We start from the raw sequence: 13,761 nt of genomic DNA on the forward strand, positions 1-13,761 counted from the left end.
CGGTGGCGGAGGGATTTGAACCCTCGGAGGGCGTAAACCCTCACACGCTTTCGAGGCGTGCTCCTTAGGCCGCTCGGACACGCCACCGCCGACGAGGGTACAGGACCACAGGTTCCGACGCCGAACCGGTCCCGGCCAGCCCGGCCTGGCAGGATCGACGCCATGAGTACGCACATCGGCGCGAAGCCGGGCGAGATCGCCGAGCGGGTCCTGATGCCGGGTGACCCCCTGCGGGCCAAGTGGATCGCGGAGACCTACCTCGAGGGCGCGAACTGCTACTCGACGGTCCGGGGCATGCTGGGCTTCACCGGACGCTGGAACGGCGTCGAGGTTTCCGTGCAGGGCTCCGGCATGGGCATGCCCTCGGCGTCGATCTACGCCCACGAACTGGTGAACGAGTACGGCGTGAAGTCGCTGATCCGGGTCGGCTCGTGCGGCGCGCTCACCGAGGATCTCCAGCTCCGCGACGTGCTCGCGGCGATCGGGTCGTCCACCGATTCGAACATGAACCGGATGCGTTTCGACGGGCTGATCGACTACGCCCCGGTCGCCGACTTCGGGTTGCTGCGTACCTCGGTCGAGGTGGCCGAGCGGCGCGGCGTCGCCATGCGGGTCGGGCCGATCCTGGCGGCGGACGCCTTCTACACCGACCGGCCGGACCTCTACGACAGTCTCGCGGAGTACGGCGTGCTGGCGGTGGAGATGGAGTCGGCGGCGCTGTACACGATCGCGGCCCGGTTCAAGGCGCGGGCGCTGACCCTGCTGACCGTCAGCGATCACATCAAGACCGGGGAGAAGACCACCTCCCAGGAGCGGGAGCAGACCTTCAGCCAGATGGTCGAGATCGCCCTGGACACCATCACCGCCTGAGCGCCACCGGGACGTCCCGCCACCCCCCGTGCGGTGGCGGGACGTCGCTGTGTCGGCGTCGGTGTGACGGCCTCCACTCGATGAATGTATACGACCGGTCGTTCTTTTTAGTAGTCTCACCGCATGACCGTCGACGGCCGGCTCGCCCGGGGGCAGCGCACCCGCACCGCCGTGCTGGACGCCGCCGTCAGCCTGGCCTCCGCGAGCGGTCTCGACGGGCTCTCGCTCGGGCATCTCGCCGAGTCGCTCGGGGTCAGCAAGTCCGGCCTCTTCGCGCACTGGCGATCGAAGGAGGAGTTGCAGCTCGCCACCATCGACCGGGCCGTCGCCCAGTGGCAGGAACAGATCATCGGCCCGGCGTTGCGCACCCCCCGGGGCGTACGCCGGATCCACGCCCTGCACGAGGCCCGGATCGTCTTCTACGCCGGCCGGGTGCTGCCCGGCGGCTGCTTCTTCGCCACCACGGAGTTCGAATTCAATGCCCGGCCCGGCGCGGTCCGTGACCGTCTCGCCGAGGTCATCGCCGCCTGGACGGCGTTCCTGGAACGGCTCGTCGCCGAGGCGGTCGAGCTGGGCGAGTTGCCCGCCGACACGGATGTCGCGCTGCTGGCGTACGAGATCGACGCCTACGGCATCGCCGCCGCCATGCGCTCCCGCCTGCTCGACCCCGAGGTCACCTACCGGCACGCTCGCCACGGCGTGCTGGGCCGCCTGCGGGCGCTCTGCCCCGATCCCGCTCTGCTACCGGAAGGCCCGTCATGAGTAACGCAGTCGCCGAACAGCCAGCCGTCGAGTACGGCCACGTCGAGCCCGCCATGGTTCACTTCGACGACCTCGACGCGCTCGGCATCCTGCACAACGCCCGGTACGCGCTGCTGCTGGAGCGGGCGCTCACCGCGTACTGGTCCGACCGTGGCGTCGCCTACCAGGCCGGACGGGCCAGCACGCCCGACGTCTTCCACGCGGTACGCGAGTTCACCATCAGCTATCTTGCGCCCGTCACCGGCACCGGCCCGGTCGCCGTGCACTTCTGGCTGGAGCACCTCGGCACCAGCAGCGCCCGGTACGCCTTCCGCTTCCATTCGCTCGACGGCACCACGACGTACGCGGAAGGACACCGCACGGTCGTCCGCCTCGACCCGGCGACCCTGCGGCCGGCACCGTGGACCGACACCGCCCGGGCGGTCGCCAGCACGCTGCTCCGCTCCTGACCCTCGGCGTCAGCGGAAGAAGGCGCGCAGGACGGCGGCGGTCTCGGCTTCCAGGATGCCGCCGTACACCTCGGGCCGGTGGTTGAGCCGGCGGTCGCGCAGCACGTCCCAGAGCGAACCGGCGGCGCCGGTCTTGGGTTCCCAGGCACCGAAGACCACCGTCGAGACCCGGGCCAGCACCGATGCGCCGGCGCACATCGTGCAGGGTTCGAGGGTCACCACGAGGGTGCAGCCGTCCAGCCGCCAGTGTCCCAGCCGCTCGGCCGCCCGGCGCAACGCGAGCACCTCGGCGTGCGCGGTCGGGTCGCCGGTCAGTTCGCGTTCGTTGCGACCGATCGCCAGCTCACGGCCGTCCGGCCCGTAGAGCACCGCGCCCACCGGTACGTCGCCGGACTGGCCGGGCTCAGCCTCGACATCGTCACCACCCGCCGCGGTCGCCGCGCCATCGCCGCCTGAGGGCGCAACACCCCCGGTCACCGCGACTTCGAGGGCGCGGCGCATCCAGAGTTCGTGGCGCTGTCGCCGGCCGGTGCCGGTCGGGTCGGCCAGGTGCTCGTCCGCTCCCGGCCCGCGCCGGCCGACCGATCCGGGGGTGGGTTGCCCCGGCCGGACCGTCTCCAGCGCCGGATCGGTGACGTCGGAGGGCTCAGACCTCACGCAGTTCCTCGACGTCGTCGACGCAGCCCAGGACCTGGCAGATCTCGGCGGTGACGTCGGCCGGCATCATTCCCTCGTGGGCGCAGAGCGCGAGCAGCCGTTGCGCGGGGACGCCCAGGTCGGTCAGGAGATCCGCCTCGCCGACCGGGTCCGCCTCCGGGTCGACGGCAGGCTGCTCGCTGTCCTCGTCACCGCTGGTGGCGGCCGGACGCACCTCTTCGGGCTCGTCGAGCCCGGTCACCGACGTCTTCAGGTCACCGACCAGCAGGGCACCCAGCCGGGATTCCTCCGCGTACGCCGAGTCGGAGCCGAAGACCCGCAGGTCCTCACCCTCGTCGAGGCGCAGGATCACCAGATAGGTGTCGTCCGCCTCGACGAACAGCAGCGACAGGTCCGCGTCCGGGGCGACGTCGCGGAGCCGCTCGGCGACCTCATCGACGTCGGCGGCACCCCGCAGACTGAGCTCGGCGGCGGTCCAGCCGCCCTTCTCGCGCACGACGGCCGCAGCGAAGTACGACACGGTTCCCCCAAGTTGCCTCGGCACAGCACTCGCCGATCCGTTACGCGTGCACGTTAGCCGGTCGGGTCGGCAGGCGACCGGTCAACGCCCCGAAGGGCCGGTCATTCCTGGGGAAGGATCTTCGGAGCCGCTCAGCCGGCGAGACGCCGACGAGTGGCGATCAGTTGGCGGAGCTGCGCGGTGCGGGCGCGCTGTGGCCGTTCGCGTTCGCGTACCGCGCGCGCGTCCGCCAACTGCGCCAGGAGCTGAAGGCGGCGGCGGCTGCGATCGGGATCCAGCCGCGGAGTGGTCCAGGCCATACCGGGAGAGTGCCGAGTCGTGGCCGTCGAAGTCAAGACGGGTTTCGGTGGCCGCGCGACGACGCAGCGCAGTCGCCGCCGGAGGTGCTCACCAGAGCGGCCAGTCGCCGCTGCTCATCCAGCGGGTGACGACCGCCGCGGTGGCGATGCTCCAGCCTCCGGCGGTGACGATCGCGATGCCGGCCGCCACTCCCCGGTCGCCGTACCCGACCATCACCAGGGCCGTGAGCCAGGCCAGCGCGCCGGCGAGCAGGGTCCACCAGACGTACCCGACGAGGCTGCCACCGAGCAGGCCGAAGAGGACCAGCCAGGCCAGGGTTCCGAACGCACCCGCCGCGACGCCGCCGCCGCCGACCGGATTCGGCTCCCGGTAGGTCGGGCGTGGTGGCCGTCCGGTGGGAAAGAGGCCCGACGGGTTGTACGGCAACACCGGTACCACTCCTCCGCACGCACGGACGCTGTGCCCACCACCGTACCGAGTCTGTCAGGATGGCCGGATGGTTCCGCTGACGATCGGACGCCGGCGCGCGTACGCCCTGTTGCTGCTCGCGCCGGTGCTCGCGGCGAGCGGCTGCGGTGTGCCCGACGCACCGACGGGCGCCGGCCCGACCGCACTGGTCAGCCCGACCGCCGTGTCGAGCCCGACCGCCGGGCTGAGTCCGACGGCCGGGGTGAGCCCGACGGCCGTGGCGACCACCGGCGCACCCGGCGCGACCAGCGCGGCGCCCGATCGTCCGGACCAGCCGGCGACACCGCGCGCGGGCCTGCCGCACGTCTTTCCGGTACGCGCCAAGAAGGTGTCGTATCACCCGACCCACTCGGCGTACCCCGGGACGGACATCTTCGCCGACTGCGGTGAGCCGGTCGTCGCGGTCACCGACGGCACGATCGGTGAGGTCAGCCGGCGTGACCGGTACCGGAAGAGCGGTCCACAGGGGCCGTACAACGGCGGCCTGTCCGTGTCGGTCATCGGTGACGACGGGGTGCGTTACTACGGCTCACACCTGACCGAGATCGCCGAAGGCGTCGACGCCGGGGTGCGGGTACGGGCCGGCCAGCAGCTCGGCACGGTGGGCCGCACCGGCAACGCCAACAACGTCTGCCATCTGCACTTCGGCATCTCCCCGCCGTGCCTGGGCGAGGACGGCTGGTGGATCCGCCGGGGTGTGGTCTGGCCCGCGCCGTACCTCGACTCGTGGCGCAAGGGCGGCAACCGGGCGCCGGCGGCCGAGGTGACCGAGTGGCATCGCAAGCACGGCTGCCCGAGGAAGCCGCCGACGCGCTGATCCGGCGTCATCCGCGTTTCATCAGTCCGAAACATTGACGCAGGTCTCGCTGGTGAACTACCGTCCGGCGTAACTAGAGAGAGCGCTCTCTCAGGTCACTAACGTTCACAATACCGACGAAGCGTGCGCCGACCGGCGCGGCCGGGCCGGCACGCGTTGGAGGAAAGATGAGACCTCCCGTCCCACGCCGCCCCCACCATCGAATCCTGGCCGCCACCGCCGCCGCGACCCTGGTCCTCGGCGGGCTGGCCGTCATCGCCGGCTCCGCGGCGCAGGCCGCGCCGGTCGGTGCCGGCAGCTACACCACCACCGCGGTCGGCCCGCTCCCCGGCGGCTGCGGCACCATCGCCAGCAACCCCCGGCAGTACGTCACCGCCGCCGCGCCATCGGGGGCCGTACCCACCAACGACTGGTGGTCGTCGCTGCTGTGGAAGCGGCTGAACTGCACCTTCAGCGAGCCCCTGCACGCGCATCCGGTGTCCTACCAACCCGTCACCGACGGGCTGGGCTTCTCCGCCACCTCGACTCCCGCCATCTCCGGCACCGCAACCGGGGTCGGCGAGTTCAAGTACCCGTACGTCGAGGACATCCGGGTCGGCGTGGCCGGACTGGCCGCCCCCAACGCGCTGGTGGACGGTTGGACGGACTGGACGGTCACCCCGTACTGGAGCGACGGGGCGCGGACGATGCGCGCCACCATCGGCCACGGGTTGCCGCTCGCGTACTTCCGGACCACCGGCGGCGACGCGGTGATCAACGCGACCGGCGGCAGCCCCACGGTCTGGTCCAACAGCGGCAGCAGCGTCGGCTTCACCGTGCGCGGCCACGACTACGTGGCGTACGCGCCGACCGGCGCGACCTGGACCGTCAGCGGCAGCCGGATCAGCTCCAACCTCGCCGGGCGCGGCTACTTCACCGTCGCGCTGCTCCCGGCCACCGGTGGCGGCAGCGCCCGCACCCAGCTGGCCAACACCTACGGTCAGTACGCGCACGCCCACGTCACCGGCACCCGGGTCAGCTACAGCTACAACGCGGCGACCAGCCGGGTGGAGACCCGGTACGCCTTCACCACCACGCCCCGCGAGGGCACCGAGACGCGGACGGTGGTCAGCCTCTACCCGCACCAGTGGCGGGCGCTGACCGGGGCCACCCCGATCGCACCGACCTACCCGTCCGCCCGGGGCCGGATGAAGGTGGTCACCGGGGTTGACGAGTTCCGCACCTCGATGCGGTTCAACGGGGTACTGCCCGAGCTGCCCGCCGTCGCCACCGGAACCGGCGCCGACCTGACCACGCTGCGGCAGCACCTGGCGGCGGTGCGGGCCAACCCGATGGACCAGCGCGGCAACGACACCTACTGGACCGGCAAGGGGCTCGGCCGGGCCGCCCGCATCGCCGAGATCGCCGACCTGGTCGGGGACAGCGAGACCCGCACCTCGGCGCTGAACGCCATCCGCACCACCCTCAACGACTGGCTCACCGCCTCGTCCGGCGAGACCCAGCGGCTGTTCTACTACGACCAGCGGTGGGGAACACTCATCGGCTACCCGGCGTCGTACGGCTCCGACCAGGAACTCAACGACCACCACTTCCACTACGGCTACTACATCGCCGCCGCCGCCACGCTCGCCAAGTTCGACCCGAACTGGGCCCGGCAGGACCAGTACGGCGGCATGATCGACCTGCTCATCCGGGACGCGAACAACTACGACCGGTCGGACACCCGCTTCCCGTACCTGCGCGACTTCGACATCTACGCCGGGCACGACTGGGCCTCCGGGCACGGCGCGTTCGCCAGCGGCAACAACCAGGAGTCGTCGTCGGAGGGGATGAACTTCGCCAACGCCCTGATCCAGTGGGGGCAGGTCACCGGCAACACCGCGGTACGCGACGCCGGCATCTACCTCTACACCACGCAGGCCGCGGCGATCCACGAGTACTGGTTCGACGTCACCGGCGAGAACTTCCCCGCCGAGTTCGGGCACTCCAACGTGGGCATGGTCTGGGGTGACGGCGGCGCGTACGCCACCTGGTTCAGTGCCGAGCCCGAGATGATCCAGGGCATCAACCTGCTGCCGATCACCGGCGGGCACCTCTACCTGGGCCAGCACCCGAACTACAACTCGGTGAAGTACGCCGAACTGGTCCGCAACAACGGCGGCGAGCCGACCGTGTGGCAGGACATCCACTGGCAGTTCCTCGCCCTCGGTGACGCCGACGCGGCGCTGGCCAAGCTGCGGGCCAACCCCGGCTACACCCCGGAGGAGGGCGAGAGCCGGGCGCACACCTTCCACTGGGTCCGCAACCTGGCGGCTCTCGGCCGGGTCGACACCGGGATCACCGCCGACCACCCGCTGGCCGCGGTGTTCAACCGCAACGGAGGCCGGACGTACGTCGCCAGCAACATCTCCGGCTCGCCGCTGACCGTGCGGTTCTCCGACGGCACGCAGCTGACCGTGGCCGCCGGGCGCACCATCACAAGTGGGGCGCACACCTGGAGCGGAGGTAGCGGCGGCGGGGGTACGCCACCGAGCCCGACACCGACCCCGACGTCCACCCCGACCCCGACGCCCACGCCCACGCCGACGCCGACCGACCCGCCGTCCAGCTCACCGGTGCGCTACCTGCTCTCCGGTGGCGGTCTGGGTGCCTCCGGCAGCGCCGGCACCACCACCGTGGGCAGCGCCGGTGGCGCGAACCACGACGGCACGCCGCGCAACCCGGTGGTGTTCACCGCGACCGGGCTCAACCTCGACCACAACGGCGGGCAGACCGCGTTCGACCTGTTCCTGGACGCCGGCACGGCGGTCGGCAACGGGGTGCAGGCCCGCGTCTCGTACGACCTGACCGGTGACGGCAGTTGGGAGCGGGTGGAGACGTACCGCTACTTCGCCACCGACCCGGTACCTGGCTGGGAGCACTACACCCAGACCGCCGGGCTGCACTCCAGCAGCGGTTCCCTCGGCAACCTGCGCAGCGGCACCGTCCGGGTGGAGGTGTGGTCCGCCATCGGCAACAACTCCACCACCCTCGGTGTCGGTAACCGCTCCCTGGTGCGGCTGCCGTACGCCTGATCGCGCACCCTGCTCCGCCCCGCGCCGCCGGTCGTCCCGCGACCGGCGGCGCGGCCGCGTAGGTTTCATGGCATGACCGAGCGCGACCCCATCGCCGACCTGCGCCGGATCGCCTTCCTGCTGGAGCGGGCGAACGAGGCTACCTACCGGGTACGCGCCTTCCGGTCGGCGGCCAAGGCGCTGGCCGCGCTGCCGGCCGAGGAGGTGACCGAGCGGGCCCGGACCGGCAAGCTCACCGAGCTGACCGGGGTCGGCGACGTCACCGCCCGCTGCGTGGCCGAGTCGGTGGCCGGGGAGGAGCCGGTCTACCTGCGCCGGCTGGTCGCCACCGAGGGCACTGACCTGGACGCCGAGGCCACCGCCCTGCGTACCGCCCTTCGCGGCGACTGCCACACCCACTCCGACTGGTCAGACGGTGGGTCACCGATCGAGGAGATGGCGCTGGCCGCCGTGGAGCTGGGCCACGAGTACCTGGTGCTGACCGACCATTCGCCCCGGCTGAAGGTGGCCCGGGGGCTCACCGCGGACCGGCTCCGCCGCCAGCTCGACCACGTGGCCCGGCTCAACGAGGCGCTGCCGGAGGGGTTCCGCATCCTCACCGGTATCGAGGTGGACATCCTCGCCGACGGTTCGCTCGACCAGGACGAGGAGTTGCTGGCCCGGCTGGATGTGGTGGTCGGGTCGGTGCACAGCGGGCTGAACGACGACCGGGCGAAGATGACCCGCCGGATGCTGACCGCCATCGCGAACCCGCACCTGGACATCCTCGGCCACTGCACGGGCCGGATGGTCTCGTCGCGGCCGGCCGGGGTGACCGGGCCGGGCGACCGGGGGCACCGCGCCCGGACCCGGGCGGAGAGCGATTTCGACGCCGACGCCGTCTTCGCCGCCTGCGTGGCACACGACACCGCCGTGGAGATCAATTCGCGCCCGGAGCGGCAGGATCCGCCGAAGCGGTTGATCCGGCGGGCGCTGGAGGCCGGTTGCCGGTTCGCCATCAACACCGACGCGCACGCGCCCGGCCAGTTGGACTGGCAGCGCTTCGGCTGCGAGCGGGCCGCATTGTGCGGAGTCCCCGCCGACCGCGTGGTCAACACATGGACGGCCGACGAACTGGTGGCCTGGACAGGTGCCTGACCGCCCCGCTCGCCCGCGTTCGGTCAGCGGGTGGCGGGCTCGACGAGCGGTGCCGTCGGGGCGCCCACCCCCGGCGCGACCCGGCGACGCCGTCGGCCGAGCAGGCCCTGCGACACGGCCACGCCGAGCAGCACGATCAGCGCCCCGACCGGCTGGTGCCAGGTGAGCCGCTCGCCGAGCACGACGGCACCGATGAGCACCGCGAACACCGGGATCAGGTACGTCACGGTGGAGGCGGTGGTCGCGCCCACGACCCGGATGTTCCGCAGATGGATCACGAAGGCGAGCCCGGTGCCGAGCGCGCCCAGCGCCAGCACGGCCGCGAGCACCCGCGGCGACAGCGCGGTCGGCAGCGGCGGCGCACCGGCCACCACCGGTGCCACGATGGCGAGCTGGACCGCCGCGACGATCAGCTGCGCCGCCGACAGGGACAACCCCGACAGGGTGCTGCCGGCGATGAACTTCTTCTGGTACGGGATGGCCAGGCCGTAGCAGGCGGCGGCACCGAAGCACATGAGCTGGCCCACGAAGTGCGCGCCACCGATGCCCTGCCAGACGCCGAGCACCACCATCACCCCGGTGAAGCCGAGCCCCAGCCCGACCGCACCGCGCACGGTCAGCCGCTCGGTGCGGAACACCAGCACCGCCAGCGGCAGCACGACGAGCGGAGTGGTCGCGTTCCAGATGCCGGCGAGCATCGACTCGACCCGCTGCTCGCCGTAGCCGAACAGGGTGAACGGCAGCGCCACCCCGAAGGCGGCGATCACGGTCAGGTGGCCCCAGACCCGCGGATCGCGGGGCAGCCGGTCGCGCAGCACGGCGAGCACCACCAGCAGGGTCAGCGCGCCGGAGCCGACCCGGTAGAGGGTGAGGTGCAGCGGGTGCAGCTCGGCCACCCCGACCTTGATGAAGAGGAAGCTGGAACCCCAGATCGCGGCGAGGGCGATGAAGCCGGGCAGCCAGCTCCGCAGCGCCGGTCGGTCAGGGGTGAAGTCGCCTGTCACCCCTGACACTCTGCCGCCGGGGTACGACATTGTCCTGCGGTTTTCGGCCGTCGTGTCGCGCGCCACAGAAACCACATACATTTGTAGAGCGTTGACCGACCGAGGAGGTGTAACACCATGGCGATGCCGATCCGCTTCGACCCGCTCGTCGACCTCGACGGCATGTGGACGACCCAGCTCGCCGACCGCTACCTCCCGTTGCCTGAGCTACCCGATGCGCGCTACGAGTGCATCGACGGGAGGTTGGTCATGACGCCCGCCGAGGTCGGCACGAACAGCTACGGCGAGATGAAGCTCGCCCGGCTGATCTCACCCTCTGCCGAGGCCCACGGCTTCTACGTCTTCGGGCAGGTGAACCTCACCTTCTCGCCGCAGCGGTGGATCCAGCCGGACGTCACCGTGCTGCACGCGCTGCCGAAGACGGACGAGGAGGATCGCTGGATCCCGGCCCACCTGTGCACCATGGCCGTGGAGTTCGTCTCCCCCGGCAGCCGCCGGCAGGACTTCGTCGACAAACCGATGCGCTGCGCCGAGGGTCGGGTGCCCTACTTCATGCGGGTGGAGATCTCCCGCCGGCTGCGGCACGTCGCGGTGGAGCTGTTCACCCTCGGTAAGTTCGGCGGCTACGACACGCTCGCCAAGGCGGTCAGCGGCGACCGACTCCGCGCCGACGAGCCGTTCCCGATCGACTTCGACCCGGCCGACCTGCTGCCCTGACCGGTTCGGCGGCACCACCTCGGCGCCCGCCTCGCGTAGGGTGCGCAGCGTGGGAAGAATCGACGAGCTGGCCGACCGCTACGTCGCCGAGTGGGCGGCGCTGAGCCCGACCGGCGCCACCTATGTCGGCATCGCCGGCCATGACGACAAGTTCGACGACCTGTCACCGGACGGGTACGCCGCGCGCGCCGAGTTGGCCCGACGTGCCCTGGCCGAGCTCGACACCATCGAGCCGGAGACGGAGGCCGAGCGCACCGCGCGCGAGGCGATGCAGGAGCGCCTCGGTCTCGAACTGGACCTGTACGACGCCGGCGAGACCACCAGCGAGGTCAGCGTCATCACCAGCGGGCTGCACGAGATCCGGATGGTCTTCGACCTGATGCCCACGGACGGGGAGCAGGCCCGGGCCAACCTGGCCGCCCGGCTGAACCTCTTCCCGCACGCGTTGGAGGAGTACAAGACCACGTTGCGCGAGGCGGCGGCGGCCGGGCGGGTCAGCTCGCGTACCCAGCTGATCGAGGTGGCCAAGCAGTGCGACGTCTGGGTCGATCCGGACGGTGACAACGTCTTCCACGGGCTTGTCGAACGGCTGGGCGAACAGGGCCCCCTCGGCTCCGAGCTGCGCCGCGGCGCGGCGGCGGCCACGGCGGCGACCGCCGAGTTCGGCCAGTTCCTGCGCACCGAGCTGGCCCCGCACGGGCGGGAGAAGCAGGCCGCCGGCCGCGAACGCTACGAGCTGGCCTCCCAGTACTTCCTCGGTGCCCGCATCGACCTCGACGAGACGTACGCCTGGGGGTTCGCCGAGTTGGCCCGGTTGGAGGCCGACATGCGGACGGTGGCCGCTCAGATCGCCGGTCCGAGCGCGACCATCGACGAAGCCGTGGCGACGTTGGACGCCGACCCGGCGCGCACCATCCGGGGTCGGGACGCGTTCCGCGACTGGATGCAGGAGTTGGCCGATCAGGCGATCAGCGACCTGCACGGCACCCATTTCGACATCCCCGAGCAGGTCCGGCGGATCGAGTGCATGATCGCGCCGACCAGCGACGGCTCGATCTACTACACCGGCCCGAGCGAGGACTTCACCCGGCCGGGTCGGATGTGGTGGGCGGTGCCGCAGGGCCTGACGGACTTCTCCACCTGGCGGGAGGTGACCACCGTCTACCACGAGGGGGTTCCCGGCCATCACCTCCAGATCGGCCAGACCGCAGTCCGGGCCGATCTGCTCAACCGCTGGCAGCGGCTGCTCTGCTGGGTCTCCGGGCACGGCGAGGGTTGGGCGTTGTACGCCGAGCGGCTAATGGAGGAACTGGGCTACCTGGACGACCCGGGCAACCGGCTCGGCATGCTGGACGGTCAGGCGCTGCGGGCGGCCCGGGTGATCGTGGACATCGGCATGCACCTGGAGCTGGAGATTCCCAAGGACAACCCGTTCGACTTCCATCCGGGTGAGCGCTGGACCCCGGAGCTTGGTTGGGAGTTCCTGCGGGCGCACTGCCGGGTGCCGGACGAGATACTGCGCTTCGAGCTCAACCGCTACCTGGGTTGGCCGGGGCAGGCGCCGTCGTACAAGGTGGGCGAGCGGATCTGGCTTCAGGCGCGGGAGGACGCGAAGGCCCGCAAGGGCGCCGACTTCGACCTGCGGGAGTTCCATCGCCAGGCGCTCGACCTCGGCGGGCTCGGTCTCGACCCGCTGCGCCGTGCCCTGGCCCGCCTCTGACACCTGTGCGGTCGGTTGGTCTGGCGGATGACGGGCCGGACACCCGAGTGTCGATGTCCGCAGGGGGGGCGGGCCGACGGCCCGCCCCCCGACATCACTTCTGGTGCTACTGCTTCTCCGACTCGCCCTGTGCCGCCCGCTGGCTCGGCACCGTGGGCTCCTCGGACTTCCAGTTGGTCGAGGCGGGCGGGATCTCGTCGGTCAACGGCCCACCCTCCCGCGCGTCGTCCCGCACCGGTGGCTGGTCGACGCGGGTCGGCGCCGGGTCCACGGCGGCGTGCCTGGCCACCGTGGCCGGCCTACGGCTACGGGAGACCAGCAGCCCGACCAGGATCAGCACCAGGCCCAGCACGGCGAGACCGAGCGGCGCGAAGACACCGAGGATGTTGAGCTGGTTCCGGCTCTCCTTGGCCCGGTCCACCGAGGACGCCACCGTCTCCTCGTTGTAGGAGAAGTCGGCGTCGAGCAGCGTCACCGGGGTGCCCGTGTTCGGCACGAGCACCTTCTTCTGCTGCTCCCGGACCTTCAGGTAGGAACCGGTGACCGGGTCCACCCAGACCGTACGGGTGTTGCTGTAGACGACGTCACCCGAGGTGGAGCCGGGCGCGAGCGCGCCGAGCAGCAGTCCCACCCGGTCGGTGGCCAACGGCAGCTTCTCGTCGGTGATGACCTGCTCGTACCGGTACGCCTCGACGCCGTTGACGTCCTCGGTGCCCTTGAACTCGGCCATCCGGGTCTGCCGCAGATCCCGGTCGAAGACCTCGTAGTTCTCCTTGGCGGAGTTGAACGGGAACTTGTAGACCTGGCCGGCGAAGGCGACCTTCTCCGGCGTGCCGCTCTCGTCGAGGAACTGCTCGTTCCAGTCCACAGCCGCCGCGGAGACCCGATCCAGCGCCAGCTCGGCGCCGTACGCGCTGACCAACGCCTTGGTATCGGTCCGCTCGACGGTCTGGCCGACCCGCCAGACCACCGCGTCACCGGCGAGGTCACCGCTGAGCGCCGCGGTCTTGGCGCGCTCCGGGGTGACCTGGACGGTCGACTTCAGATCCGTCTGATCGACGATGTCGACCGCACCGTTGGTGATCTGTAGGAACGTCGCCCCTTTGGCCTCGGCCACCGACGTCGACGAATCGAGGTCGTAGGGCAGTTTGGTCATCGCGGGCTTGACGACGAACACCAACCCGGCGGCCAGCGCCAGGAGCAGGACGCCGCCGCCGAACAGCACGGCACCCACGGCGCGGTGCTTCATGTTTCCTCCCTGAGGAG

13 protein-coding genes, 1 tRNA gene and 1 pseudogene are annotated in these 13,761 nt (G+C 71.2%); 8 read left to right on the forward strand and 7 right to left on the reverse strand.

The annotated features are described in order from the left end of the window. Positions 1–87 (reverse strand) — tRNA-Ser (locus tag O7597_RS09455). A gap of 75 nt (positions 88–162) precedes the next feature. Here O7597_RS09455 and deoD point away from each other — a divergent pair. From deoD to O7597_RS09470, 3 genes are all read left to right on the forward strand, one after another. Beyond that, positions 163–870, forward strand: coding sequence for a purine-nucleoside phosphorylase (gene deoD, locus O7597_RS09460; protein ID WP_281582483.1), 708 nt, complete (start codon positions 163–165; stop codon positions 868–870). Between the two features lie 123 nt (positions 871–993). Continuing rightward, a complete protein-coding gene (locus tag O7597_RS09465; RefSeq protein ID WP_281582484.1) occupies positions 994–1,632 on the forward strand; it encodes a TetR/AcrR family transcriptional regulator in 639 nt (212 codons plus the stop codon). Beyond that, positions 1,629–2,081, forward strand: a complete 453-nt coding sequence (locus O7597_RS09470) for a thioesterase family protein (RefSeq protein ID WP_269738641.1) — start codon at positions 1,629–1,631, stop codon at positions 2,079–2,081. The genes O7597_RS09465 and O7597_RS09470 overlap by 4 nt, the downstream gene beginning before the upstream one ends. Positions 2,082–2,090: 9 nt before the next feature. On the opposite strand, the gene O7597_RS09475 is transcribed toward O7597_RS09470, so the two are convergent. The 4 genes from O7597_RS09475 to O7597_RS09490 all read right to left on the reverse strand — a co-directional run bounded on the left by O7597_RS09475 (position 2,091) and on the right by O7597_RS09490 (position 3,987). Continuing rightward, entirely contained in the window at positions 2,091–2,582 is a 492-nt protein-coding gene (locus O7597_RS09475) for a nucleoside deaminase (RefSeq protein WP_281583225.1), read from the reverse strand. Between the two features lie 145 nt (positions 2,583–2,727). After that, positions 2,728–3,258: a tRNA adenosine deaminase-associated protein gene (locus tag O7597_RS09480; RefSeq protein ID WP_269738642.1), complete on the reverse strand. Its 531-nt coding sequence runs from the start codon at positions 3,256–3,258 to the stop codon at positions 2,728–2,730. Positions 3,259–3,389: 131 nt separating this feature from the next. Then, complete coding sequence (locus O7597_RS09485; protein ID WP_170863604.1) at positions 3,390–3,557, reverse strand: hypothetical protein; 168 nt, start codon at positions 3,555–3,557, stop codon at positions 3,390–3,392. An 88-nt stretch (positions 3,558–3,645) separates the two neighbouring features. After that, positions 3,646–3,987, reverse strand: coding sequence for a hypothetical protein (locus tag O7597_RS09490; protein WP_281582485.1), 342 nt, complete (start codon positions 3,985–3,987; stop codon positions 3,646–3,648). Positions 3,988–4,054: 67 nt separating this feature from the next. On the opposite strand from O7597_RS09490, the gene O7597_RS09495 reads away from it, so the two are divergent. The 3 genes from O7597_RS09495 (at position 4,055) to O7597_RS09505 (ending at position 9,054) form a co-directional block, all read left to right on the forward strand. After that, a complete protein-coding gene (locus tag O7597_RS09495; protein ID WP_281582486.1) occupies positions 4,055–4,843 on the forward strand; it encodes a peptidoglycan DD-metalloendopeptidase family protein in 789 nt (262 codons plus the stop codon). Positions 4,844–5,010: 167 nt separating this feature from the next. After that, complete coding sequence (locus tag O7597_RS09500) at positions 5,011–7,917, forward strand: glycosyl hydrolase (protein WP_281582487.1); 2,907 nt, start codon at positions 5,011–5,013, stop codon at positions 7,915–7,917. 72 nt (positions 7,918–7,989) lie between these two features. Further along, entirely contained in the window at positions 7,990–9,054 is a 1,065-nt protein-coding gene (locus O7597_RS09505; protein ID WP_269738646.1) for a PHP domain-containing protein, read from the forward strand. On the opposite strand, the pseudogene O7597_RS09510 reads toward O7597_RS09505, so the two are convergent. Further along, positions 8,943–10,058, reverse strand: a pseudogene (locus O7597_RS09510) (DMT family transporter); the annotation flags it as partial. The gene O7597_RS09505 and the pseudogene O7597_RS09510 overlap by 112 nt on opposite strands. Before the next feature lie 117 nt (positions 10,059–10,175). Between O7597_RS09510 and O7597_RS09515 the strand changes: the two are divergent. Together O7597_RS09515 and O7597_RS09520 are read left to right on the forward strand one after the other, a co-directional pair. After that, positions 10,176–10,775: a Uma2 family endonuclease gene (locus tag O7597_RS09515; protein WP_281582489.1), complete on the forward strand. Its 600-nt coding sequence runs from the start codon at positions 10,176–10,178 to the stop codon at positions 10,773–10,775. A 49-nt stretch (positions 10,776–10,824) separates the two neighbouring features. Continuing rightward, positions 10,825–12,495 (forward strand): DUF885 domain-containing protein, encoded by a 1,671-nt coding sequence (locus O7597_RS09520; RefSeq protein ID WP_281582490.1) that lies wholly within the window; start codon positions 10,825–10,827, stop codon positions 12,493–12,495. Positions 12,496–12,601: 106 nt separating this feature from the next. Here O7597_RS09520 and O7597_RS09525 read toward each other — a convergent pair whose 3' ends face one another. Beyond that, positions 12,602–13,744 carry a DUF3068 domain-containing protein gene (locus O7597_RS09525; RefSeq protein ID WP_269738650.1) on the reverse strand — a complete coding sequence of 381 codons (1,143 nt, stop codon included), beginning with the start codon at positions 13,742–13,744 and terminating at the stop codon, positions 12,602–12,604. Positions 13,745–13,761: the final 17 nt, after the last annotated feature.

This window comes from Verrucosispora sp. WMMC514, assembly GCF_027497295.1.
Lineage (GTDB): Bacteria > Actinomycetota > Actinomycetes > Mycobacteriales > Micromonosporaceae > Micromonospora > Micromonospora palythoicola.